General features: G+C 72.9%; 21 protein-coding genes. 4 read left to right on the forward strand and 17 right to left on the reverse strand.

Going from position 1 to position 24,442, the window contains the following annotated elements; genetic code table 11:
- Window positions 1–18 precede the first annotated feature (18 nt).
- The 8 genes from AC3IX6_RS08020 to AC3IX6_RS08055 form a co-directional block, all read right to left on the reverse strand.
- The gene (locus AC3IX6_RS08020) at window positions 19–1,044 is read right to left on the reverse strand and encodes an ABC transporter ATP-binding protein (RefSeq protein WP_489369540.1); all 1,026 of its coding nucleotides are present in this window, start codon (window positions 1,042–1,044) and stop codon (window positions 19–21) included.
- Window positions 1,041–2,075 (reverse strand): ABC transporter ATP-binding protein, encoded by a 1,035-nt coding sequence (locus tag AC3IX6_RS08025; RefSeq protein WP_489369541.1) that lies wholly within the window; start codon window positions 2,073–2,075, stop codon window positions 1,041–1,043. The genes AC3IX6_RS08020 and AC3IX6_RS08025 overlap by 4 nt, the downstream gene beginning before the upstream one ends.
- Window positions 2,075–3,061 (reverse strand): ABC transporter permease, encoded by a 987-nt coding sequence (locus tag AC3IX6_RS08030; protein ID WP_489369542.1) that lies wholly within the window; start codon window positions 3,059–3,061, stop codon window positions 2,075–2,077. The genes AC3IX6_RS08025 and AC3IX6_RS08030 overlap by 1 nt, the downstream gene beginning before the upstream one ends.
- Window positions 3,058–4,041, reverse strand: a complete 984-nt coding sequence (locus AC3IX6_RS08035; RefSeq protein WP_489369543.1) for an ABC transporter permease — start codon at window positions 4,039–4,041, stop codon at window positions 3,058–3,060. The genes AC3IX6_RS08030 and AC3IX6_RS08035 overlap by 4 nt, the downstream gene beginning before the upstream one ends.
- Before the next feature lie 22 nt (window positions 4,042–4,063).
- Complete coding sequence (locus AC3IX6_RS08040; RefSeq protein ID WP_489369544.1) at window positions 4,064–5,809, reverse strand: ABC transporter substrate-binding protein; 1,746 nt, start codon at window positions 5,807–5,809, stop codon at window positions 4,064–4,066.
- A 235-nt stretch (window positions 5,810–6,044) separates the two neighbouring features.
- The gene (locus AC3IX6_RS08045; RefSeq protein WP_489369545.1) at window positions 6,045–6,755 is read right to left on the reverse strand and encodes a GntR family transcriptional regulator; all 711 of its coding nucleotides are present in this window, start codon (window positions 6,753–6,755) and stop codon (window positions 6,045–6,047) included.
- A 74-nt stretch (window positions 6,756–6,829) separates the two neighbouring features.
- Window positions 6,830–7,762 (reverse strand): ornithine cyclodeaminase family protein, encoded by a 933-nt coding sequence (locus AC3IX6_RS08050; protein ID WP_489371369.1) that lies wholly within the window; start codon window positions 7,760–7,762, stop codon window positions 6,830–6,832.
- 23 nt (window positions 7,763–7,785) lie between these two features.
- The gene (locus AC3IX6_RS08055) at window positions 7,786–8,817 is read right to left on the reverse strand and encodes a proline racemase family protein (protein ID WP_489369546.1); all 1,032 of its coding nucleotides are present in this window, start codon (window positions 8,815–8,817) and stop codon (window positions 7,786–7,788) included.
- Between the two features lie 146 nt (window positions 8,818–8,963).
- On the opposite strand from AC3IX6_RS08055, the gene AC3IX6_RS08060 reads away from it, so the two are divergent.
- Window positions 8,964–10,046, forward strand: coding sequence for an RNA-guided endonuclease InsQ/TnpB family protein (locus AC3IX6_RS08060; protein ID WP_489369547.1), 1,083 nt, complete (start codon window positions 8,964–8,966; stop codon window positions 10,044–10,046).
- A gap of 34 nt (window positions 10,047–10,080) precedes the next feature.
- On the opposite strand, the gene AC3IX6_RS08065 is transcribed toward AC3IX6_RS08060, so the two are convergent.
- From AC3IX6_RS08065 to AC3IX6_RS08090, 6 genes are all read right to left on the reverse strand, one after another.
- On the reverse strand, window positions 10,081–11,085 hold the full coding sequence (locus tag AC3IX6_RS08065; protein WP_489369548.1) for a proline racemase family protein: 1,005 nt from the start codon (window positions 11,083–11,085) through the stop codon (window positions 10,081–10,083).
- Window positions 11,086–11,121: 36 nt separating this feature from the next.
- On the reverse strand, window positions 11,122–12,051 hold the full coding sequence (locus AC3IX6_RS08070) for a dihydrodipicolinate synthase family protein (protein ID WP_489369549.1): 930 nt from the start codon (window positions 12,049–12,051) through the stop codon (window positions 11,122–11,124).
- Window positions 12,052–12,138: 87 nt separating this feature from the next.
- Window positions 12,139–13,530 carry an FAD/NAD(P)-dependent oxidoreductase gene (locus tag AC3IX6_RS08075; RefSeq protein WP_489369550.1) on the reverse strand — a complete coding sequence of 464 codons (1,392 nt, stop codon included), beginning with the start codon at window positions 13,528–13,530 and terminating at the stop codon, window positions 12,139–12,141.
- Window positions 13,511–13,846 carry a (2Fe-2S)-binding protein gene (locus AC3IX6_RS08080; RefSeq protein ID WP_489369551.1) on the reverse strand — a complete coding sequence of 112 codons (336 nt, stop codon included), beginning with the start codon at window positions 13,844–13,846 and terminating at the stop codon, window positions 13,511–13,513. The genes AC3IX6_RS08075 and AC3IX6_RS08080 overlap by 20 nt, the downstream gene beginning before the upstream one ends.
- Window positions 13,847–14,196: 350 nt before the next feature.
- Entirely contained in the window at window positions 14,197–15,351 is a 1,155-nt protein-coding gene (locus AC3IX6_RS08085) for an NAD(P)/FAD-dependent oxidoreductase (protein ID WP_489369552.1), read from the reverse strand.
- Between the two features lie 158 nt (window positions 15,352–15,509).
- A complete protein-coding gene (locus AC3IX6_RS08090; RefSeq protein ID WP_489369553.1) occupies window positions 15,510–17,915 on the reverse strand; it encodes a collagenase in 2,406 nt (801 codons plus the stop codon).
- 181 nt (window positions 17,916–18,096) lie between these two features.
- Between AC3IX6_RS08090 and AC3IX6_RS08095 the strand changes: the two genes are divergently transcribed.
- Window positions 18,097–19,488, forward strand: coding sequence for an aminopeptidase P family protein (locus AC3IX6_RS08095; RefSeq protein ID WP_489369554.1), 1,392 nt, complete (start codon window positions 18,097–18,099; stop codon window positions 19,486–19,488).
- 109 nt (window positions 19,489–19,597) lie between these two features.
- Here the strand turns inward: AC3IX6_RS08095 and AC3IX6_RS08100 are convergent, their stop codons facing one another.
- The 3 genes from AC3IX6_RS08100 to AC3IX6_RS08110 all read right to left on the reverse strand — a co-directional run bounded on the left by AC3IX6_RS08100 (window position 19,598) and on the right by AC3IX6_RS08110 (window position 21,791).
- A complete protein-coding gene (locus tag AC3IX6_RS08100; protein WP_489369555.1) occupies window positions 19,598–20,032 on the reverse strand; it encodes a hypothetical protein in 435 nt (144 codons plus the stop codon).
- A 143-nt stretch (window positions 20,033–20,175) separates the two neighbouring features.
- Window positions 20,176–20,574: a RidA family protein gene (locus AC3IX6_RS08105; protein WP_489369556.1), complete on the reverse strand. Its 399-nt coding sequence runs from the start codon at window positions 20,572–20,574 to the stop codon at window positions 20,176–20,178.
- Window positions 20,571–21,791, reverse strand: coding sequence for an acyl-CoA dehydrogenase family protein (locus AC3IX6_RS08110; protein WP_489369557.1), 1,221 nt, complete (start codon window positions 21,789–21,791; stop codon window positions 20,571–20,573). Before AC3IX6_RS08110 ends, AC3IX6_RS08105 begins: the two co-directional genes overlap by 4 nt.
- A gap of 162 nt (window positions 21,792–21,953) precedes the next feature.
- Here AC3IX6_RS08110 and AC3IX6_RS08115 point away from each other — a divergent pair, with 162 nt between their 5' ends.
- Window positions 21,954–23,585, forward strand: a complete 1,632-nt coding sequence (locus AC3IX6_RS08115) for an AMP-binding protein (RefSeq protein ID WP_489369558.1) — start codon at window positions 21,954–21,956, stop codon at window positions 23,583–23,585.
- 4 nt (window positions 23,586–23,589) lie between these two features.
- A complete protein-coding gene (locus AC3IX6_RS08120) occupies window positions 23,590–24,399 on the forward strand; it encodes a PaaX family transcriptional regulator (protein ID WP_489369559.1) in 810 nt (269 codons plus the stop codon).
- Window positions 24,400–24,442 lie beyond the last annotated feature (43 nt).

Genomic DNA, 24,442 nt, shown 5'->3' on the forward strand with positions numbered 1-24,442 from the left:
TCCCCCGGGCGTCCGCGGCTACGCCATGTGGCAGGCCACCTCACGGGAGGCGACCGTCCGCAGCAGCGGCCGTTCGGTGCGGCAGATCTCCTGCGCCACGGGGCACCTGGGGTGGAAGGTGCAGCCCGGGGGCGGGGCGGCCGGACTCGGCGGATCGCCGAGCAGCACGATCCGCTCGCGCCGCCGCTCCGCCGCCGGGTCCGGCAGCGGTACGGCGGACAACAGCGCCCTGGTGTACGGGTGCTGCGGGTTCTCGTAGAGCGACTTCTTGTCGCCCATTTCCACGATCCGGCCGAGGTACATGACGGCGACCCGGTCGCTGACCCGTTTGACGACCGAGAGGTCGTGCGCGATGAACACGTAGGCCAGGCCCAGTTCGGCGCGCAGCCGCTCCATCAGGTTGACGATCTGCGCCTGGACGGAGACGTCGAGCGCCGAGACCGGTTCGTCGGCGACGATCAGCCGGGGGTTGGTGGCGAGCGACCGGGCGATGCCGATGCGCTGCGCCTGGCCGCCGGAGAACTCGTGCGGATAGCGGTCGATGTGCTCCGGGATCAGTCCGACGAGCTCCATCAGCTCGGCGGCCCGGCGGCGGGCGTCCGCCGCGCTCGAACCCTGCACCAGCAGCGGGTCGGAGATGATCCGGGCCACCGTCTGGCGGGGGTTGAGGGAGGAGTGCGGGTCCTGGAAGACCATCTGGAGGTTCCGGCGCAGCGGGCGCAGGGCGCGCTGGGAGAGCCGGCTGATGTCCTTGCCGTCGAACTCCACGCTCCCGGAGGTCGGTTCGAGCAGCCGGACCAGCATCCGCCCGGTGGTGGACTTGCCGCAGCCCGACTCCCCTACGAGGCCCAGGGTGCGGCCGGCCTCCAGGTCGAAGGAGACTCCGTCGACGGCGCGCACGGGCGCCCCCCGGCGCCCGGTCACGGTCCGTTTGCCGGGGAAGGCCATCGTGAGGTCGCGGACGCTCAGCAGCGGCGGCGGGAGCTCGGCGCGGGCCGCCGGGACCCGGGCGGTGCGGGGACCCGTCTGGTTCGGCGTGGTCATCGGGTCACCTCCCGGACGGCGCCCGCGAAGTGGCAGGCCGTCTCGCGGCCGGCGTCGCCGTACGGCCGGAGTTCGGGCCGCACGGTGGCGCAGCGCTCCCGGTCCTCCTCGCCGCTCGCGGCGGCCACGGCGCACCGCGGGGCGAACGCACAGCCCGGGGCGGGGGCCAGCAGGGAGGGCGGGGAGCCGGGGATGGCCCGCAGCGGCTCGTCGTCGGCGTCGTCCAGCCGGGGCAGGGAGTCGAGCAGCCCCCGGGTGTAGGGGTGGGCCGGGTCGGCGAACAGGTCGTCCACCGGGGCCTGTTCGGCGGCGCGGCCGCCGTACATGACGAGCACCTCGTGGGCGACGCGGGCGACCACGCCCAGATCGTGGGTGATCATGACGACGCCGAGCCCGCGCTCCTGCTGGAGCCCGGCGATCAGCTCCAGGATCTGCGCCTGCACGGTGACGTCGAGCGCCGTGGTGGGCTCGTCGGCGATGAGCAGGTCGGGTTCGCAGGCCAGCGCCATGGCGATCATCGCGCGCTGGCGCATGCCGCCGGAGAACTGGTGCGGGTACTCCCCCGCCCGGCGGGCGGGTTCGGGGATGCCGACCTCGCCGAGCATGTCGACGGCGCGCCGCTTGGCGGCGGCCCGGCCGGCCCGGAAGTGGACCCGGAAGTGCTCGGCGATCTGCTCGCCGACCGTGTAGTAGGGGTGCAGGCTGGACAGCGGGTCCTGGAAGATCATGGCCATCTTGCGGCCGCGCAGCTTGGAGAGCTCCTTCTCGGTCTTGGTGGTCAGCTCCTGTCCGTCGAGGGCGATGGAGCCGCCGATCTCGGCGCCCCGGTGCAGGCCCATGACGGCGAGGGAGGTGACGGACTTGCCCGAGCCGGACTCGCCGACGATGCCGAGCGTGCGGCCGGCCTCGACGGTGAAGCCGAGGGAGTCGACGGCGCGTACCGTGCCGCGCGGGGTGGTGAACGTGACGTGCAGGTCGCGGACTTGGAGCAGCGGGGCCGCGGGGGCCGCGGCTTCGGGAGGAGGAGCCATCAGTACCTCACCCTCGGGTCGATGACGGCGTACAGGAGGTCGACGGCGAGGTTCGCGACGACGATGAAGAAGGCGGCCAGCAGGGTGACCCCGAGCACCACGGGCTGGTCCGAGCTGACCAGGGCCCCGTAGAACAGCCTCCCGATGCCGGGGAGTCCGAAGATGGACTCGGTGATGACGGCTCCGGCGAGGAGGCCGCCGAGGTCCATGCCGAAGATGGTGAGGATCGGGGTCATCCCGGAGCGCAGTCCGTGTTTGACGACGACGGTGCGCTCGGGCATTCCCTTGGCGCGGGCGGTGCGGATGTACGGCTCGGCCATGGCCTCGATCATCGAACCGCGGCTCTGGCGGGCGTACATGGCGGCGTAGAGCAGGGCGAGGGCGGTCCAGGGCAGGAGCAGGTTGCTCGCCCAGGCGAGGGGGTTGTCGGTGAAGGCCTGGTAGGTGGGGTAGGGCAGGAGCCCGGCGATGCGGATGACTCCGTAGATGAGCATCACGGAGGTGAAGTACACGGGCAGGGAGGCGGCGGCGACCGCGCCCACCATGAGGACCTTGTCCGTGGCCGTGTCCTTGCGCAGGGCGGCGGTGACTCCCGCGCCGAGGCCGAGGACGAGCCAGAGGGCGGCCGCGCCGACGGCGAGGGAGGCGGAGACCGGGAGCCGGTCCATCAGCAGGTCCCACACGGGCAGGGAGTTCTCGTACGAGTAGCCCAGGCAGGGGAAGTCGCACTGGACGGCGTACTGCCCGGTGCCGAGGGTGCGGCCGGTGAAGATCCCGGTGAGGAACTCGCCGAACTGCCGCCACAGCGGCTGGTCCAGGCCGAGGTACGCGCGTACGTCGGCCAGCCGCTCGGCGCTGCAGGTCTTGCCGCAGGCGGCCGCGGCCGGGTCGGAGGGGAGCACGTAGAAGATGAGGAAGGTGATGGCGGCGATGGCCAGGAGGACGCCGGTGAGGGCGAGCAGCCGGCGCGCGAGGTAGAGGATCACGTCCGGCCGCCCCTCGGGTCGAGGATGTCGCGCAGGGCGTCGCCGAGCAGGGTGAAGGCGAGGACCGCGAGGAAGAGGAAGAGGCTGGGGATGACGAAGTACATGGGGTCGGTCTCGTAGAAGGCCACGGACTCGGCGATCATCTGGCCCCAGGAGGGGGTGGGCGGGCGGACGCCCACGCCGAGGTAGCTGAGCGCGGCCTCGGTGCTGATCATGCCGGGGATGAGCAGGGTGGTGTAGGCGATGACCGGTCCGGAGACGCCCGGGAGGATGTCGCGGGTCAGGATCCGCCAGGAGCTCGCCCCGCCGACGCGGGCGGCGTCCACGTACTCGCGGTGTTTGAGCGAGAGGGCCTGGCCGCGGACGACGCGGGCGACGCCGGGCCAGCCGAAGACGCCGATGACGACGGTCATGAGGACGATGCGGTTGACGTCCTTGGCCACCGACAGCATCGCGATCATGAAGATGAGGGACGGGAAGGACATCGTCAGGTCCATCAGCCGGGACAGGATGGTGTCGGTGCGGCCGCCGAAGTAGCCGGCGGCGATTCCGGCGGCGGTGCCCGCGACGACCACGATGGCGGTGGCGGCGAAGGCGATGAGCAGCGAGACCTGGGCGCCGTGGACGACGCGGGCGAACAGGTCGCGGCCGGTGACGGGTTCCACGCCGAGCCAGTGGTCGGGGCTGATCCCGCCGAAGGAGCCCAGCGGCTGGCCGCCGAGGTAGGGGTCGATGGCGGACTTGTCGAACTCGTCCGGGGACCAGCCGCCCAGGGCGCCCAGCCAGGGGGCGGTGAGGGCCATCAGGACGAAGAGGAGGACGACGCAGAGGCTGACGCGGACGGCGGGGCGGCGGCGGAGTTCCCGCCGGGCGAGCTGCCAGGGGCTGCTGCCCGGGGGGACGGCCGCGGCCGGTGCGCCGTCCGGGGCTGCCGGACGGGCGGCGCCCGGTCCGGCGGCGCCCGGTGCGGTGGTGGTCATGGTGTCAGGGGTCCCCGCGCCCTCAGCCCTGGCTCTTCGACGGGTCCTTGAGGCCGATGGTGGCGTAGTCGAGCTGGCCGACCCAGACGGGGTGGCCGAAGGCGCCGGCGATGTTGGTGCCGACGAGCAGCGGCTTGCGCTCCAGCAGGACGGGGACGGCCGGGGACTTCTTCATGATCTCGGCGTCGAGGTCGATCCAGGCCTGGTTGGCCTCCTTGGCGTCGGCCATGGCGTTGATCTCGTCGATCCGCTTGATCGTGGCGTCGTCCTTGAACTGGGAGTAGTTGCCCGAGTTGCCCTTGGCCTTGATGGTGCGGCCGTCGAAGACGAAGGGGAGGAAGGTGGAGCCGGAGGGGTAGTCGGGGCACCAGCCGGACAGGACGAGGTCGGGGGCGGTGGTGGTGTCGCCGATGACGTCGTAGTAGGCGCCCGGGTCGACGGTGTCGATGACCACCTCGATGCCGGCGCGGGCCAGGCCCTGCTGGACGGCTTCCGCCTTGCCCTTGTCGCCGGTGGAGACGGCCAGGGAGACCTTGAGGGTCTCCTTGCCCGCGGCCTTGAGGAGCTCCTTGGCCTTGGCCGGGTCGCCGGAGGGGGCGATCTTCAGGGTGTCGGCCTGCTTGCCGCCGGAGAGGGCCGGCGGCAGGTAGGCGGTGGCGACCTCGTTGAGGGCCGGGCCGCCGCCCGCGGTGACCACGGCCTCCTTGTCGACGGCGTACTGGAGGGCCTCGCGGACCTTCGGGTCGTCGAAGGGGGCGCGGGAGTTGTTCATCTGGAGCATCTCGGTACAGCCCTGCGACTCGGCCAGCAGCCGCGACTTGATCTCCGGCTTGGGCAGCACCTTGGGGGCGCTCTCGGGCCGCATGTCGGACCACTGGACGGAGGAGGCGTCGGCGCCCTCCCCGGCGATGATCCGGTCGTCGATCTGGCCGCCCTTGAGGCCCATGACGACCACGAACTTGTCGGGGTAGGCCTTGCGGACGGTGTCGGTCTTGGCGTCCCAGTGCTCGTTGCGGACCAGGACGAGCTTCTTGTCGCGGTCGTACGACTCGATCTTGTACGGGCCGGAGGAGAACGGGCGGGCGTCGTACTGCGTGCCCTTCTCCTGCGACTCGGGGACCGGGGCGAAGGTGGGGAGGGTCGCGGTCGCGGAGAACTCGGCGACGGGCCGCTTCAGTTCGAAGACGATCGTGCGGTCGTCGGGGGTCTTGACGGAGTCGAGGTGCTTGCCCTGGAGCGGGCCCTTGTAGCCCTCGGCGCCGGCGAGGTACTGGGCCGCGTAGTCGGGGCCGCCGGTGAGGTCGGGGGCCATGGAGCGCTCGACGTTGTACTTGATGTCCTGCGCCTTGATGGGCGAGCCGTCCTCGTACTTCACGCCTTCCTTCAGGGTGAAGGTCCAGGTCTTGCCGCCGTTGGAGGGGGTGCCGAGGTCGGTGGCGAGGTCGGGGACGAGCTCGCTGCCGGCCTTGCCCGGCTCCGCCTTGAAGGTGACCAGGGTGCGGTAGAGGAGGCGGGTGCCGAAGTCCATGGTCGGCATGACCCAGTTGCGGGCGGGGTCGAGGTGGGAGAAGTCCTGGTTGGACAGGACGGTGAGGGTGCCGCCCTTGACGGGCGCGCCGCCGAGGATCTTCCCGTCGTTGGCGGAGGCGGGGTTCGACGCTCCGCCGCCGGCGGCGGAGCCCTTCTTGGGGTCGGAGCAGCCCGAGGCGCCGAGTGCGAGTGCGGCCACCAGGGCGGTGGCGAGGGCGAGTTGGGTGCGCTTGGTCATGGGTCACTCCAGTGAAGGGCCGCGCTCTATGATGTGACCGGTAACATAGTAATGTGAAATTGTACTGACAAGGGGTTGGACCCAGGTTGGACCCACCGTTATCCAGCCGTGTCCAAATCGGCACGGGCAGCCGGGTGTTGGACATGCCGAACGCCGGGCGCGCTGCTGCTGCGCCCGGCGTCGTGGTCTCCGGATCCGGTCCCGACCCGGGGTGGGCCCGGGGTGGGACCTGCCGCTAGAGGCCCGAGCCCAGGCGGCCCTTGGTGCGGCCCACCGGTTCGTCGCGACCCTGGGCCCAGAGGGAGCGGACGTGGCCCAGGTGTCGGGTCATGCAGGCTTCGGCCGCCTCCGCGTCGCCGCTGAGCATCAGGTCCAGGAGCTCAATGTGCTCCTCGGCGGAGGAGACCAGCTTGCCGGCCTCGTCCAGGCCCGTCAGCCCGTACAGCCGGGACCGCTTGCGCAGGTCGCCGACGGTTTCCACCAGGCGGTCGTTGCCCGAGAGTCCGAGCAGGGTGAGGTGGAAGCGGCGGTCGGCCTCCAGGTAGCCGATGAGGTTGTGCTCGCGCGCGCTGGTGACGATCTCCTGCGCGATGGGGCGCAGGGCCTCCAGGGCCTCGGGCGTGGCGATCTTCGTGATCCGGCCGATGGTCGGGACCTCGATCATCGTGCGCAGCTCGGTGTACTGGTCCAGATCGCGCTCGCTGACCTCCGTGATGCGGAAGCCCTTGTTGCGGACCGGCTCCACCAGGCCCTCGCGGGCCAGGTCGAGCATGGCCTCGCGCACCGGGGTGGCCGAGACGCCGAGTTCGGCTGCGAGGCCGGGGGCGGAGTAGACGCTCCCGGGGCGCAGTTCACCCGCTATCAGGGCTGCCCGCAGGGCGTGGCCGACCTGGTCGCGGAGCCGTTCCTGAGCCTTGATGAGACTGTGCTGCTTCAGGTCACCCATTGCATTTCCTCCGAGACCGCTCACACCACCGGCGTGCGGAGGAACAGCGTACAATGTCACGTTGCGCTCGCTCCTCAGTGGACACCTCTCCCGGCGGCCTCGAACAGTGCGACCGCCACAGCGAGATCTTCCCAGGCCATGCCCACGCTCTTGAAGAGCTGTGGACAACTCGCCGCCCCCGGACCCGGCATCCGGCCCGCGACCAGGTCGGCCAGGGTGCCGGTGATATGACCGGCGCCGATCGCCCCTTCCGCCTCCGGCACCAGCAGGTCCCCCGCCTCGCGCAGAGCCGCCGCACGCGACTCCACGTACACGGCCGCCCGCCGGACCAGCGCCGTGTCCACCTCGCGGGCGTCCGGCTCGTGCGAGCCGACCGCGACCACGGTGGCGCCCGGCGCGATTAGCCGCCCGTCGAAGAGGGGTTCGCGGGAGGTGGTGCAGCAGATCACCAGGTCGGCGTCGGCCACCTCCGCCGCCACCCCCGTCCGGGCGGGGACGCCCAGCCCCCGCGCGTGCGCCGCCAGCTTCTCCGCGCCGGCGGCGCTGTCCGCGGACCCCGCACGGGCCACGACCACCACCTCCGCCAGCTGCCGCATCGCGTGCACCGCTTCGAGGTGCCCGTACGCCTGCGGACCCGATCCGAAGAGCAGCAGCCGCAGCGGCCGCCCGGCCGGGGCCAGGTGGCGCAGCGCGAGCGCCGAGACGGCCGGGGTGCGCAGGGTGGTCAGCGCCGCCCCGTCGAGCAGGGCGAGGGGGCGCAGGGTGGGCCCGTCCAGGAGGAGGTAGGACCCGGTGATCCGGGGCAGCCCGAGCGCCGGGTTCCCCGGGGCCACCCCGGCGATCTTCACGCCGGCGTAGGCCCCGGTGGCGGCCGGCATGAGCAGCAGCTCCCCGCCGCCGGGCACGGGCAGGGCGCTGCGCGGCGGGCAGGTCTCCGGGTCCAGCCCGGCCCGCAGGACGCCCGCCAGCGCGTCCGCGGCGGCGGCCGGGGTGAGCAGCTCGGCCATCTCGGCGGCCGACAGCTGGGGGATCACAGCAGGAAACCGGTTCCGAGCGCGTCCTGAGGGTCGACGCTGAAGAGATGTTCACCGGTGCGGTAGGCCGTACCGGTGACCTCCGTGACCACGCCCTCCGCCACCCGCGCGGCGACGCGGCCGGTGAACACCGTGCCCACGACCGACTCGTGCAGCAGGTCCTCCCCCTCCCCCAGCCGCCCGTCCTCGGCCAGCAGCGCGAGCCGCGCCGAGGTGCCGGAGCCGCAGGGCGAGCGGTCGATCTGCCCGTCGGCGAAGACGGTGACGTTGCGCTGGTGCGGCCCGAAGGGGGTGTCGGGGAGCTCCTCGTAGAGGGTCACCCCGTACACCCCGGAGAGCAGCGGCCCGTCCGGGTGCCAGGTCCCGGGGTGGGTGGCGAGGGCGGCGCGGATCTCCTTGCCCGCCCGCACGAGCGCGGGCAGGGAGGCCAGGGTGACGTCCAGGCCGAGGTCCCGGGCGGGCAGGGAGGCGTAGCAGGCCCCGCCGTGCGCGATGTCCACCTCGGCCATGCCCAGGGTGGTGGCGACGGGCACCTTGCGTGCGCTGGTACGGGCCGGGACGTTGCGGAAGGTGACCCCGGTGGTGCGGCCCCCCGCACGGTGCACGGTCGCGGCGACCCGCCCCGAGGGCACGTCGATCCGTACCTGGACGTCCCCGTCGTCCGGGGCGGCGACCCGGCCGGTGTCCACGGCCCAGGCGCCCAGTGCCATGGTGCCGTGGCCGCAGGCGGTGGAGTAGCCGTCCTTGTGCCAGAACAGCACCCCGAAGTGGGCCCCGTCGTCGTCGGGCGGGACCACGAAGCCCCCGTACATCCCGGCGTGCCCGCGCGGCTCCTGCACGAGGAGCCGGCGTACGTCGTCCAGCGGGCCGCGCCGGGGGGCCGTGCCCGATCCCCCCGGCCCGATGGCCGTGGCGCAGCGCTCGGCGACGGTGTCCCCGGGCACGGGCGGCGCTCCCCCGGAGGTGAGGTCGACGATGCGGAAGGGCTCGCCGGCGGTGTGGTAGTCCACGGTTCGTACGACGGTCACAGGATCGCTCCTAGGACGCCCCGGGCTTCAGCCAGGGACGGAACGGGGCCGCCCGGCATCATGGGCGCGGAGCGCCGGAAGTCTCTTCGCATCTATCGTGACCTGCGCTTTCTGGCATTGTCAGTGGTCCGGTCTAGGTTGATCGCATGACGGCTTCTCAGGCGACGGAGCGTGCCGGGCCTGCCCGGTTCACCTACCGGCTTCGCATGTCGTCCACCGCGCTCGCCGAACTGCTGGGTGAGTGGGACCGGTGCCGGTGGATCTGGAACGAATGCTGCGCCCGGTCGAAGAAAGCTCATGCCGAGGACGAGGGGTGCGGGCCGGCCAGGCTGGACAAGATGCTCACGGAAGCTCGCAACCGGAACCCCTGGTTGGGTGCTGGCAGCAGCGTGCCGCAGCAGCAGTTGGTACGGGACTTCGGGAAGGCCCGCGCCAAAGCGTTGAAGGACGTCAAGGCCCGGTTGTCGATGCGGCAACGGGCCGGAATGCCCAGGTACAAGAAGAGAGCCGAAGCTGCTCCGACGCTCGACTACACCCGCCGCGGTTTCCGGATCAAGGACGGCCGCCTGTACCTCGCGGGCGGATTCAGCCTGACCGTGGTGTGGTCCCGCGACCTTCCGGCGGCCCCGTCGTCGGTACGGATCTACCGCGACAGCCTTGGGCACTGGTACGCGTCCTTCGTCGTCTCGGTCGAATCCCAGCCCCTCCCAGAGATGGGCGCGGTGATCGGGATCGACTGGGGTGTGAAGGAAACCGCGACTACCACCAGTGACGCCTACGACCTCCCCCATGCCGGGCACGGGCGGAAGGCCGCCGCCGGGCTCGCCCGCTATCAGCGGATGACGGCCCGCCGGAAACCGGCGAAGGGCAGGCCCGGATCGAAGGGCTACCGGACGGCGAAAAGGCTGACGGCGAAGCTGCAGAAGCAGGTGGCCCGGCAACGCCAGGACGCCGCCCGCAAGTGGGCCAAGACCGTCGTCCGCGACCACGACGCTCTCGCGGTGGAGGACTTCCACCCCGCGCACACCACCATGGACTGTGCGCAGTGCGGAGCGAGAACCAAGCACGCACTACCTCTCTCAGAACGTACCTACACCTGCACCGCGTGTGGAGCCGTGTCCCCCAGGGACAAGAACTCCGCACACGTCATGCTGGTCCGGGCTGGTCTCAACCCGGCTGGTGCCGATCGTGGAAGGCCTGACGGCCCGCCGGGCCGTCAGGCTGCGTGAGCCAGGAATCCTCGGCCCTCAGGGCGGGGAGGACTCAAAACAGGAACCCTCCGGGGAACGGGTCGGACGGGTCGAGGAAGTACTGGGCGGTGCCGGTGATCCAGGCCCGTCCGGTGATGGTGGGCACCAGGGCCGGCAGGCCGCCCACCGTGATCTCGCCGACGAGGCGGCCGGTGAACTCGGTGCCGATGAAGGACTCGTTGACGAAGTCCGTGTCCAGGGGCAGGAGTCCGCGGGCGTGCAGCTGTGCCATGCGCGCGCTGGTTCCCGTACCGCAGGGCGAGCGGTCGAACCAGCCGGGGTGGATGGCCATCGCGTGCCGGGAGCGGCTTGCGTCGGAGCCGGGGGCGGCGAGGTAGACGTGCTTGACCCCGGCGATGGAGGGGTTCTCGGGGTGGACGGGCCGGTCCGCGGAGGCGTTGATGGCCTCCATGACGGCCAGGCCGGCGGCGATCAGGTCGTCCCCGCGCTCCCGGTCGAAGGGGAGCCCGAGGGCGTCGAGTTCGACGAAGGCGTAGAAGTTGCCCCCGTAGGCGAGGTCATAGGTGACCGTGCCGTATCCGGGGACCTCGGCCTTGAGGTCGAGGCCGACGCAGAACGCCGGGACGTTGGTGAAGGTGACGGCGGTGGCCGCCCCGTCCTCGACCCGGACGTCGACGCTGACGAGCCCGGCCGGGGTGTCGAGCCGGACGGTGGTGACCGGTTCGACGACGGGCACCATGCCCGTCTCCACCAGGACGGTGGCGACCCCGATGGTGCCGTGCCCGCACATGGGGAGCAGGCCCGACACCTCGATGTAGAGGACGCCGAAGTCGGCGTCGGGGCGGGTCGGGGGCTGCAGGATGGCGCCGCTCATCGCGGAGTGGCCGCGCGGCTCGTACATGAGCAGGGTCCGGATGTGGTCCAGGTGCTCGATGAAGTGGAGCCGCTTGTCGGCCATGGTGGCGCCGGGGATGACCCCGACTCCCCCGGTGATCACCCGGGTGGGCATGCCCTCGGTGTGCGAGTCCACCGCGTGGTAGACGTTTCGGGTGCGCATCAAGTCCCCCTCGGACTTCTCGACTCTCGGACTGGGTTAGTTGAGGCCCTCGGCGAGCGCCTTCTCGGTGGCGGCGCGGACGCCGGCCTCGATCTCGCCGGTGAGCGGGAAGCGGGGCGGGCGGGTGGGGCCGCCCGGGCGTCCGGCCAGGTCCATGGAGAGCTTGATGGCCTGGACGAACTCGGTCTTGGAGTCCCAGCGCAGCAGCGAGTGCAGGGACTTGTAGAGCGGCAGGGCGGTGTCCAGGTCTCCCGCGACGGCGGCGCGGTAGAGGGTGGCGCAGGCCTGCGGGAGGGCGTTGGGGTATCCGGCGATCCAGCCGACGGCGCCGGCCAGGGCCAGTTCGAGCAGCACGTCGTCGGCGCCGATCAGCAGATCCAGCCCCGGGGCGAGCTCGGCGATCTCGTAGGCGCGCCGCACGTCCCCGCTGAACTCCTTGACGGCGACGATCGAGCCGTCGGCGTGCAGCCGGGCGAGCAGGGAGGGGACGAGGTCCACCTTGGTGTCGATGGGGTTGTTGTACGCGACCACGGGGACGCCGACGCGGGCGACATCGGCATAGTGGGCGCGCACGGTGTCCGCGTCGGCCCGGAAGGCGTTCGGCGGCAGCAGGAGCACGGATCCGCAGCCGGCCTCGGCGGCCTGCTCGGCCCAGCGGCGGGATTCGGCGCTGCCGTAGGCGGCGACTCCGGGCATCACGCGGGCGCCGTCGCCGGCGGCCTCGACGGCGGTACGGACGACGGCGGCGCGCTCCTCGTCGGTGAGGGTCTGGTACTCGCCGAGGGAGCCGTTGGGGACGACACCGTCGCAGCCGTTGGCGATCAGCCAGGCCACGTGTTCGGCGTAGGCGTCGTGGTCGACGCTCAGGTCTTCCCGCAGGGGCAGGGTGGTGGCGACCATGATGCCGTGCCAGGGGCGGGTGCGGGTGTCCGTACCGGCGGGCGCGGGGGTGTGCGCGTGGGTCATGAGGATGCTCCCTAGAGTGATGTGTGACATTTTACTAGTGGGTGTGACGTGGCCACAAGAGGCGCGGCCACCCTGTCGGCGTTCCCGTCAGGGAAGTTCGGGGGGAAGCGCGGCGAGGTGCCGGAGAGGAACCGGGCAGGACAGCGGCCTGCGGTCGGGGGCGGGATCGGCCCCGGCAAGGGCCGCTACGGCCGGCACGCACATCCGGCCCTGGCACCAGCCCATCCCGGCCCGGGTGAGGAGTTTGACCGTACGGGCGTCCCGCGCACCCAGGTCCTCGACGGCCTCCCGGATCCGGCCCGCCGGGACCTCCTCGCAGCGGCACACGTCGGTGTCCTCGCGCAGCCAGCCGGTCCAGCCGGGGCCCGGCCGGTGCGCGCCGGCCATCGCGGCGGCGAAGGCGCGCAGCCTCGTACGGGTACGGACCAGGCGCGCCGGAACCGGCCGGCCCGCGACCGAGTGGGCGGCGATCTCCCCTTCGGCCAGGGCCAACTGGGCTCCGCCGATGCCGCCGGTCTCCCCGGCGGACCAGATCCCGGGGACGGAGGTGCGCTGCTCGGCGTCCAGTTCCAGGGCGACGGTGGCGTCCGGGCTCGGGCGGGTCGCGCAGCCGAGACCGGTGGCCAGCTCCAGCTGGGGCACCAGCCCGTGGCCGACGGCCACGGCGTCGCAGGGGATGCGGCGGCCGGTACCGGGGACCGGGCGCCAGTCCCGGTCGAGGCGGGCCACGGTGACGGCCTCGACCCGGTCGGTGCCGTGCGCCTCGGTGACGGCGTGCCGGGTGAGCAGGCGCACCCCGTGGCGGAGCAGGGCCCCGCCGTACGTGGCGCCTTCGGCGAGCTTCCCGGGGTTGCGGAGCAGCGCGGGGACATGAGCTGCGTAGCCGCTGTACGCGGCGGCCTCCACGACCACGGGCACCCGGGCTCCGGCGGAGGCCAGCGAGCCGGCCACGGCGAGCAGCAGCGGCCCGCTCCCGGCGACGACGACCCGGCCGCCCGGCAGCACGAGCCCGCCCTTGAGCATGGCCTGCGCCCCGCCGGCCCCGACGACCCCGGGCAGGGTCCAGCCGGGGAAGGGGAGCTGGCGCTCGTAGGCACCGGTGGCGAGCAGGACGGCACGGGCCCGGACCGTGGCGGCGGCCTCCTCGTCCCCGGCGACGGCGTGCAGGGTCCAGCCGGGGCCCACGGGATCCGGGGTCACCGTCCAGACGTGGTGCTGGGGCAGGTACGTGATCTGCCCGGCCGACACATGGGCCCGCAACGCGGCTTCGCGCGAGGCGAAGTCGGACCACCCGTGGTGCAGGGCCTCGGGGCGGGCCGCACCGAGGCCGGGCGCGGGGTGGCGGAAGTACTGCCCGCCGGGCCGCTCCCCCGCATCCAGCAGGGTGACGCGCAACCCCAGACCGGCGGCCGCGACCGCGGCGGCGAGGCCGGCGGGGCCGGCGCCGACGATGGCGAGGTCAGACGGCGAGGTCGTCATGGCCGGTCCCTTCCTGGCTGGTGACGTGGTCGCCCGGGCGGGCGGGGACGAGGCACGCGCGCTGGTTCGGGCGGCCGTTGACGGTGACGAGGCAGTCGTAGCAGCTCCCGATCCCGCAGAACGCTCCGCGGGGGGCGCCGGTTCCGCGGGTGGTGCGCCAGGCGAGGATGCCGGCGGACCACAGGACGGCGGCGACGCTCTGGCCGGACTGGGCCGACAGTTCGCGGTCGTCGAAGCGGAGGCTCCAGGTTTCCGCGGGGGTGCCGCCCACCAGGTCGCGGGGCGACCTTCGCCGCCCCCTCGTAGCTTCGCTCATCGCTTCCGTCCTCCTCGTTCCTCTGACTCGGCACGTTCCCGCACCGCGGTTGCTGTCCCCTGCGGGGCCGTCCCCGCCCCACCCTTCCACCGTTCCCCGGGCCGACCCGGACCCGGTCCTCAAACACCGGACGGCTGAATTGGCTGCGCCCGGTCGGGGACGGGGGTGGGGTGGGGTGTCGGCCGGGACGTAAAGCGTGATGTGTGGCGCGGGAACACGCCGCGCCCTGTCGAAGTCGGGCGCAGGGCGCCCAAATCATGCAGTCCAGGCCGACACCCCACCCAGCCCCGCCGGCGTTTGAGGCGCAGGGGCCCGGGGACTGGTCCCCGGCAACGGCGCCGCACCCAAAGTCATCCCGCGGACTCCGCAAAGCGCCCCGGAGCGAAGGCCCCCGGGTCCATGACGGGGTCCACCCCCGTCAGCGCCGCAGCGATGAGCACCCCCGTAGCCGGAGCCAGCCCGATACCCGCCCCCTCGTGCCCACAGGCGTGAAACAGCCCCGGAACCCGGGAATCCGCCCCGATCGCCGGGAGGTGATCCGGCAGGTACGGCCGGAAGCCGTGATACGTGCGCAGGACCCGCACATCGGCCAGGACCGGAAAGAGCGCCGCGGCCTGCGCCGCCAGCCGCCGCAGCGCCTCCGTGGACAGCGACCGGTCGAAGCCGACCCGTTCGCGGGTGGCGCCGATCAGCACCGGCCCCGCCGGGGTGCCCTCGACCACCGCCGAGGACTGCAGCGCCGCCGACCCGCTCGCGACGTCCGCGATGTAGTCCGCGGCGTAGACCTTGTGCCGCACCACCCGCGGCAGCGGCTCCGTCACCAGGACGAACCCCCGCCGGGGCAGCACCGGAAGGCCGACTCCGGCCAGCTCGGCCACCGCCCCGCCCCAGGTTCCGGCCGCGTTGAGCACCGCCGGGGCGAGGAGGTCGCGGCGGGCCGTACGGACTCCGCGGAGTTCGCCCGCCGGGCCCCGGAGGAACTCCGTGACCTCCTCACCGAGGTGGACCACGACACCGGGCGCCGCGGCCAGCAGCTGCGCCGCCGCCTGGGCCGGCTGGACCTGGGCGTCCTGCGGGTAGTGGAAGCCGCCCGCCAGGTCCGGGGCGAGGTGGGGCTCCAGTTCGCGCAGCTCTCCCGGGCCCACCTCGACCGCGTCGACGCCGGCCGCGCGCTGGCCGTCCGCGAAGCCCCGCAGGGCCTTCACGGTGGCCTCGTCCGCGGCGACGACCAGGCCGCCCTTGGCCTCGTACTCGATCTCCCCCGGGAGTTCTAGCGCGAGTTCGCGCCAGAGCCGCGCCGAGAGCAGCGCGAGGTCCAGCTCGGGGCCCGCCTCCTTGTCGGAGACGAGGAGGTTGCCTTCGCCGGCGCCGGTGGTGCCGCCGGCGACCGGGCCGCGGTCGACGACGGCCACGCTCAGTCCGGCGCGCGCCGCGTAGTACGCGCACGCGGCTCCGACGACGCCGGCGCCGATGATCACGAGGTCCAGGGGGTGTCTCTTGGGCACGACAGTAATATGTCACATATCTCTAGAGGTGGACAGGGCTGGATCCAAGCCGAACCCAAGCCGATTCCAAACCCGACCCGAGCCCGACCCGAGCCCGGCCCAAGCCGACTCCAGGCCGGACCCGAGCCAAGCCCGAGCCCGGCCCGGGAGGCCCGATCTCAGCCGCGCAGCGGCCCCTCGCAGCTGTAACTCGACGTCCCCGCAACCCGGTTGCTCCAGATGTCCAGCGCACCGAAGGAACAGTTCATGTCGGCCAGGTTGTTCGAGGCCGCGCCCGCCCGGTCGAGGATGAAGTAGTCGACCGTCTCGGACATGTCCTTGAAGTTCTGGTCGTCGCTGCGCCAGTCCTTCAGGTTCGCCGTGATCCTGCCGGTACAGGTGAACCGGCGCTTGCCCGGCTCGCCGTTCTCCACGCAGTCCGGCGTGTTGTACGTGGCCGTCGCGAAGCTGGACTTCACGTCCGCGAGCACCGCGTCGCGCAGCTGCGCGTTCGGGGTGAAGGCGGTGTTCGGCACGTACAGCTGGTCGACCTTGGCGATCTGGGCGTCCAGGAACCGGTCGTAGCCGCTCTGGACGGCCGCGTCGCGGCCCATCCGGGTGCGCCAGGCGTCGAAGCCCGCCGGGTTGTCGGCGCGCAGGTATCCGTACATCTCGCGCAGCTTCGAGGGCTGCTCGGTCCACAGGAACTCGAAGAAGGCGCCCGAGTACCCGTAGAAGCGGAAGCCGTCGTTGGCGTACGTGGCGTGCAGGAGCTGGTCCACCGACATGCGCGGGCCGCCGCCGGCCGTGTCGGCGATGATGCTCTTGATCAGGGACTTGCGCACGGCGATGCCGTTGTCGCGGGTGGCGCCGTCGAAGAACTCGGCGGTGCCCTCGTCCATGGCGGTCGTACGGTCGCCCTGGTACCAGGCGCCCTGGCCGAAGGTGCCGGGGACGGCGAAGCGGCCGTTGAGGTAGTGCACGTACTCGTGGCGGAAGAGCTCTTCCAGGGTGAGCTGGGAGTCCTGCGGGACGCGGCGCTGGTAGGTGTAGAAGGTGGCGCCGTTCTCGATGTAGATGCCGCCGTTGTTGGTGCCGTAGCCGGTGAGGACCGGGTGGTAGTTCACGTAGTCCGCGCGGGAGGCGTAGAGCACGATGTTCAGGGTGGTGTTGGTGTCCCCGGCGATCGGCTGGTCGGCGCCCACGACCCGGTGGTACTGGGTCTTGACCTGCTTGCTCGCGTAGTAGAGCTGGTCGACGGTGGCCCGGTCGAGGGCGGTGCGGACCTTGATGGCGCCGCTGTCGTACGTGTAGGTGTTCGGGAAGAGCTCCCGCTCGATGTCCTCCTTGCACACCCCGTACGGCTTGCACGCCTGGTAGAAGTTGAGCCAGGAGACGGCCTTGGCCCACGGCTCGCTGCCGTCGCCGAAGGCGGCCCGGGCCGGGGCGAGGAGCGCGCCGAGGTCGGCGGTGACGGCATCCTTCAGCCCGGCGATCTGGCCGAAGCGGCCGAACTCGGCGATGGCGTCGCGCGCCACCCAGGCGTTCGCGGTGCCCTTGAGGTGGGCGTACGTCGCGAAGTTCTTGAAGGTGGCGCGGTACGGGGCGTCGGCGGCGGCCGCCGCGTGGAACGCGGTGTCGTTGTTGTACACGCCGAGGTAGTTGACGGAGAGGGCGGCGAGCGCCGCGCCCGCCCAGGCGGTGTCCAGGTGCGTCGCGGTGTGCGACGGGTCCATGGTGGCCAGGACGTCCCTGATCAGGCCGAGCTGGTGGTGGCGCAGGCCGGGGGCGCTGCCGGCGTAGAGGGCCTCGCGCAGGGTGCGGGCGTTGGAGCCGGTGGCGTCGAAGGTGCGGGCGGCGCCCGCGAAGGCGGCGATGGCCTGGCGCATGGCGTCGACGGTCGGGGCGTCGGTGACGTCGATCTCGGCGCGGGAGTGGTCGTGGTAGGCCACGGCGTGCAGGTAGGTGAACATCTCCTCCAGGTGGGAGGAGCCCAGGCCGTCGTGGGAGGCGGCCAGGCCGGATATCCGGCGGGAGACGGCCTGCACGTGGGCGTCCGACATGACGGGGGCCAGGCGGGCGTCCCAGGTCCAGATGAGGCCCGAGAGGCAGCCGCCCTTGGCCGCCGTGACGGCCGGGTCGGCGAGGAAGTCGGCGAACTGCTCCGGGGTGAGCCCGGTGATCCCGTCGAGGGTGCAGGGGACGCCGGTGGCGGTGCTTCCCTGGGCGGAGGCGGCGAGCCTGCCGCTCTTCGTGGCGGTCACGGCAGCGGGCGCGGTGACGGCGCCGGGTACCTTGCCCTCGGCGAGGGCCTGGCCGCCCGGGACCTGGCCGCCGGGGGCCGGGGCGGGCGCGGGGGCGGCCTGCTGCGCGTCGGCGAGGTGCTCGACCTCGTCGAACGGGTTCGCACCGGCCTCGGCGCCCGCAGCGCCCCCGGTGAAGGTGCCGGGCGCGGCGGGACCCGCCGTGTTGGCGCGGGCGCCGGTCTCGGCGGCCTGGGTCACGGCCTGGCCCGCGGTGGCGAGGAGGGTGACCGCGACGGCGGCGGAGAGGAGGGACGTGCGCACAACTCTGTGCTGGGACACCAAGAACTCCTGGCTGGGAGGGGCGGTGGGGGAAAAGTGCGGAACTGCCCTGCTTCACGCGGCGTTTGGCGGGGATTAACGGTGACTAACACAGCGCGGTGTGAGCTGTAACATAGTAATGTGAAATTGCACTGACAAGACCTGTGCGCCCACCAGTTCGCATCTTCTTGAGGGAGCCCCTGTGACCGACACCCCCTCCCGCCCCACCGCCGGGCTCAACATCGGCAGCCACGACCTGCCGGTATCAGCCGAGTTGTCCCGCTTCATGGCGTCGGACTGGGCGGCCTCCCCCCTGCCGGACGCCGCGCGGGTCCCCGCGTACGCCGTCACGCCCGCCCGCCGCGCACGCCTCTCCGCCCGCTTCCCCGGCGAGCGGCTGATCATCCCCGCGGGTGAGCTGAAGGTCCGCAGCCACGACTGCGACTACCGCTTCCGCCCGCACAGCGCGTACGCCTGGCTGACCGGGCTCACCGGCGAGGACCAGGTCGGCCACGTCCTGGTCCTGGAGCCGGCCGGCCCGCACGGACACGAGGCCGTCCTCTACCTCCGCCCGCGCTCACCGCGCAGCGGGGGCAACGAGGAGTTCTACCGCGACCGCCGCTACGGGGAGTTCTGGGTCGGCCGCCGCCCCGACCTCGAGGAAGCGGAGCGGCTCTCCGGCATCCGCTGCGCCCACCTGGACGCGCTGGGCTCCCCGACGGGGCGCAATGCCGCCGCGGACCCGGAGCTCGCCGTCGCCCTCTCCGAACTGCGCCTGATCAAGGACGCCTGGGAGGTCGCCGAGCTGCAGCTCGCGGTCGACCACACCACCGCCGGGTTCGAGGACGTCGTACGGGACCTCCCGCGCGCCCTGGCCCACCCGCGCGGCGAGCGGTGGATCGAGGGGGTCTTCAACCGCCGCGCCCGGGCCGAGGGCAACGGCACCGGCTACGAGACGATCGCCGCGTCGGGCGCGCACGCCTGCGTGCTGCACTGGATCCGCAACGACGGCCGGCTGAACGCGAGCGACCTGCTCCTGATGGACGCGGGCGTGGAGACCGACGGCCTCTACACGGCGGACGTCACCCGCACCCTCCCCCTGTCGGGCCGGTTCTCCCCCGTCCAGCGGCAGGTGTACGAACTGGTCCTGGCCGCACAGGACGCGGGCATGGCGGCGCTGCGGCCGGGCGCGAGCTTCCGCGACTTCCACCGGGCCGGGATGCGGGTGATCGCGGAGGGGCTCGCGGAGTGGGGGGTGCTCAAGAACGCCGAGGGCGATCTGCACCGGCGCTACACCCTGTGCAGCAGCGGGCACATGCTCGGGCTCGACGTGCACGACTGCGCGCAGGCGCGCGCGGACACGTACCTGGACGGGGTCCTCGAAGAGGGCCAGGTCCTCACCGTGGAGCCGGGGCTCTACCTCCAGCCCGACGACGAGACCCTCCCGCCGGAGCTGCGCGGCATCGGCGTCCGCATCGAGGACGACCTGGTGATCACGGCCGAGGGCGCCCGCCTGATGTCGGGCGCCCTGCCGCGCACGGTGGCGGGCATCGAGGAATGGATGGGGAACCTGCTGGAGGACGGCGGCCGGTAGCGGGCCGCGAAGCGGAGCGGGCCCCGGCGCGGTTCACCGCACCCGGGCCTCGCGCCCCGGCGTTCGGCCAGTCACGTTCGGCCAGTCACGTTCGGCCAGTCACGTTCGGTCAGTCGTTCCAGTTGTTCCCGTTGCGGTAGCCGCCGTCGTTCCGGCCGCCGTCGCCGTCACGCCAGTTGTTGCCGTTGTCGTGGTTCCAATTGCCGTTGTCGCGGTCGTGGTTCCAGCCGTCGTTGTCGTTCCAGTTGTCGTGCCGGTTGTTGTCGTGCCAGTTGTCGTTGTTCCCATTGCTGTTGTCCCAGTTGCTGTTCCAACTGTCGACGTCCCAGTTGTTGTTGTCCCAGCACCAACTGGGGCGGTCCGCGCGCGAGGTGTCGCAGCAGTAGCGCCACCAGTCGTCCCCGCGCCAGTCGCTGCCGCGCCAGTTGGAACACCGGTCGTACGTCTGCGGCAGGCCCGAGGCAAAGGCGCTGCCGACCGGCATCAGGCCGAGCGTGATCCCGGCGGCCCCGGCCACGGCTGCCGCAACGAACCCACGGCGCATACTCATACACCTCCGAGAATGAAGGGTCGATTTGGTGCGGATTACTCCGCTATGAGCCATTTCCACCCTCCCCCCTCCCCTGCCCACTGTCAAAGGCACCCGCGCGGCACCCGCGCTCACCAGCGAAAAGTCCCGCGGGAGTGCTACGGGAGCACCGCCAGCCCGTCCAGCTCGACGAGCGCCGCCTCGTCCCACAGCCGGACCACGCCCACGACCGCCATCGCCGGATACTCCCGGCCCGCCAACCGCCGCCAGATCCGGCCCAGTTCGGGGGCGCAGTCCCGGTAGTCGGCCACGTCCACGGCGTAGACGGTGACCCGGGCCAGATCGGCCGGCGAGCCGCCCGCCCCCGCCAGCGCGGCCAGCAGGTTCGCCAGCGCCCGCTCGAACTGCTGCGGCAGCGTCGCTCCCACCACCTTCCCCGCGCCGTCGAGCGCCGTCTGCCCGGCCAGGAACACCAGCCGGCCCCCGCTCGCGACGACGGCGTGCGAGAAGCCCGTCGCCGGGGACAGCTCCTCCGGGTTGATCCGCTCCAGGCTCACGCCTCCCCCACCTCCCGCGCCTCCCGGGTCCCCTGCATCGCCTGGGCCTCCTGGGTCTCCCGCAACTCCCGCACCTCCCGCGCCTCCCGGTAGAGCTCCTTGGCGATGATCGTGCGCTGCACCTCGCTCGCCCCCTCGTAGATCCTCGGCGCCCGCACCTCCCGGTACAGGTGTTCCAGCAGGTGGCCCCGGCGCAGGGCGGCCGCCCCGTGCAGCTGTACCGCGTGGTCGACGACGTACTGGGCCGTCTCGGTGGCCAGCAGCTTCGCCATGGCCGCCCGCCTCGGCACCTGCGGGGAGCGCGCGTCCGCGTCGTAGGCCTCCGCCGCCGCGTAGACGAGGAGCCGGGCCGCCTCGGTCCGGGTGGCCATCTCGGCCACCCGGTGCGCCACGGCCTGCAGGTCGCCCAGGACCCCGCCGAAGGCGGTTCGGACGGCCGTGTGCGCCACCGTCGCGTCCAGGGCGGCGCCGGCCATCCCGACGGCGAAGGCGCCCACGCTGGGGCGGAAGAGGTTCAGGGTGTCCATGGCCACCCGGAAGCCCCGGCCCGGCTCCCCCAGCAGGTCGGCCGGGCCCACCGGGACCCCGTCGAAGGCGAGCGCGCCGATCGGGTGCGGGGAGAGCATGTCGAGCGGCTCCCCCGAGAGCCCCGGCCGGTCCGCCGGGACCAGGAAGGCGCTGACCCCCTTGGCTCCCGGGCCTTCGCCGGTGCGGGCGAAGACGGTGTAGAAATCGGCCTCGGGGGCGTTGGAGATCCAGCACTTCTCCCCGCTGAGCCGCCAGCCACCGCCACCGCCACCGTCGGCCACCGCTTCGAGCGCCAGCGCCCCCGCGTCCGATCCGGCCCCCGGCTCGCTCAGCGCGAAGGCCGCCACCGTGCGCCCGGCCCGGACCCCGGGCAGCCAGCGCTCGCGCTGGGCGTCGGTGCCCGAGCGCAGCACCGGGTACGCGCCCAGTCCCTGGAGGGCGAGGGCCGTCTCCGCCTCCGTACATCCGTAGGCGAGGGATTCGCGCAGCAGGCACAGTTCCAGCGCGCCCGAGGTGAACACCCGGTTCAGCAACCCCTCTTCGCCCAGTGCGGCCAGCAGCGGCCGGTTGACCCGGCCCGGCTCCCCCTTCTCCGCCAGCGGCCGCAGCCGCTCCGCCGCCAGTGCGCGCAGCCGCGCGCACCACTCCTCCTGGTCCACCCCGAGCGCGAATCCCGTGAATCGGGTCATCCGTATGCCCCAGCCTCTATCGCGTCCTGTTGACTCCCGTCACCATGACGATACGCTCGTGCTGCGTTCGCACGGCCCGGCTCTTCCACTTCGGTCCACAGTCCATACGCAGGGTCCGGCCCCCACCCGGGGCGCGGGCCGTCGCAAGGGGGCGAACCCGCCTTGGAGCTCAAGCCTTCCGCTCACCGAGACACCTTCGCGCGCGACCACCTGCCGCCCGCGCACGCCTGGCCGCAGCTCCTCTTCGAACTCCCCGGGCTGGCCTACCCCGACCGGCTCAACTGCGGTGTGGAGCTGCTGGACGCCACCATCGCCCGGCTGGGCCCCGACCGCCCCGCCTTCCGCGGCGCGGACGGCACGGTGTGGACGTACGGGGAGCTGCACGCCCGCGTGGACCGGCTCGCGCACGTGCTCACCACCGATCTCGGCGTGGTCCCCGGCAACCGCGTGCTCCTGCGCGGCCCGACCGGCCCCTGGCTCGCCGCGTGCTGGCTCGCGGTGATGAAGGCGGGCGCGGTGGCCGTCACCGTCCTGGCCCAGCAGCGTGCGCAGGAGCTGGCCACCGTGTGCGCGATGGCCCGGGTGAGCCACGCCCTGTGCCAGGCGGAGGTGGTGGACGACCTGGTCAAGGCGGGGGTGCCGGGCCTGCGGATCACCGCCTACGGCGGCGCGGACCCGGACGACCTGCTGCGCTTGATGGAGCGGCATCCGGAGCCCTTCCCGGCGGTGGAGACCTCCGCCGACGACGTGGCGCTGATCGCCTTCACCTCGGGCACCACCGGGCGCCCCAAGGGCTGCATGCACTTCCACCGCGATCTCCTCGCGGTGGCCGACACCTTCTCCCGCGAGGTGCTGCGCCCCCGCCCCGAGGACGTCTTCGCGGGCAGTCCGCCGCTCGGCTTCACCTTCGGCCTCGGCGGCCTGGTGGTCTTCCCGCTGCGGGCCGGCGCCTCGGCGCTGCTGCTCGCGGACGGCTCCCCGCGCCGGCTGCTGCCCGCGCTGGCCGAGCACCGGGTGTCGGTGCTGTTCACCGCGCCCACCGCGTACCGGTCGATGCTGGACACGCTGGGCCCGTACGACACGGGCGCCTACGACCTCTCCGCGCTGCGCCGCTGCGTCTCGGCGGGCGAGAACCTGCCGGCCGCGACCTGGCAGGCCTGGTACGAGCGCACGGGCCTGCGGATCATCAACGGGATCGGCGCCACCGAGCTGCTGCACATCTTCATCTCGGCGGCCGACGAGGACATCCGGCCCGGTACCACCGGCCGCGTGGTACCGGGCTGGCAGGCCCGGGTGGTGGACGAGGCGGGGCTGCCGGTCGCGGACGAGGTGCCGGGGCTGCTGGCCGTGCGGGGGCCGGTGGGCTGCCGCTACCTGGCGGACCCGCGGCAGGGCGAGTACGTACGGGACGGCTGGAACCTCACGGGCGACACCTACGTCCGCGACGCGGAGGGCTACTTCCGCTACGTGGCCCGGGCCGACGACATGATCATCTCGGCGGGGTACAACATCGCGGGACCCGAGGTCGAGGAGGCCCTGCTGCGCCATCCCGACGTGCTGGAGGCAGCCGTGGTCGGCCGCCCCGACGAGCGGCGCGGGCAGATCGTGGTCGCGTACACGGTCCCCCGGGAGGGCGCGGTCCTCACCGAGGACGCCCTGCGCACCTTCATGCGGACCGAGCTGGCCCCGCACAAATGCCCGCGCACCTTCGTCTTCCTGCCCACCCTGCCCCGGACGGCGACGGGCAAGCTGCAGCGCTTCCGGCTGCGCGATCAAGAAGAGCATTTAGAGTGAAGCCGTGGTCGAGCAGCACACCCCGCGATCTCTGATCGTCACGTTCTACGGCGCCTACGGGCGGGCCTTCTCCGGCCCGGTCCCGGTGTCCGCGCTGGTCCGCCTGCTGGGCGCGGCCGGCGTGGACGCTCCGTCCGTCCGCTCGTCGGTGTCCCGGCTGAAGCGGCGCGGCTTCCTGCTGCCCGCACGGACCGGGGACCGCGCGGCGGGGTACGAGCTCTCCGGGGAGGCGCGCCGGCTCCTGGAGGACGGCGACCGCCGGATCTACGGGGCCGCCCGCCCGGCGGAGTCCCGGGAGTGGCTGCTGGCCGTCTTCTCCGTCCCGGAGCAGGAGCGGGCGAAGCGGCACCTGCTGCGCTCCCGGCTGGCCGGGCTGGGCTTCGGCGCGGTGGCCCCGGGCGTCTGGATCGCGCCGGCCCACCTGGACGGGGAGACCCGGCACACCCTGGAGCGGCTGCACCTGACGGGGTACGTGGAGCTCTTCCGCGGCGCCCACCTGGGCTTCGCGCCGACCGCGGAGTCGGTGGCCCGCTGGTGGGACCTGGCGGCGCTGGCCAAGCAGCACGAGGAGTTCCTCGACCTGCACGAGCCCGCCCTGCGCGCCCTGCAGACGGGCGCGGCCGACCCCGCCCCGGAGGCCGCCTACCGCGGCTACCTGCTCGCCCTGGACACCTGGCGCCGGCTCCCGTACGCCGATCCGGGCCTGCCGCGCGAGCTGCTCCCCTCCGACTGGCCGGGCGACCGCTCGGCGGCGGTCTTCGCGGAACTGCACGAGCGGCTGCGGGACCTGGGGGCGGGCTTCGTGGAGCCGTGAGCCCGGCGGCCCGGAAAAAGGGGGCTGTACCGCGCGCCGGACG

Source organism: Streptomyces sp. GL_141 (genome assembly GCF_057834385.1).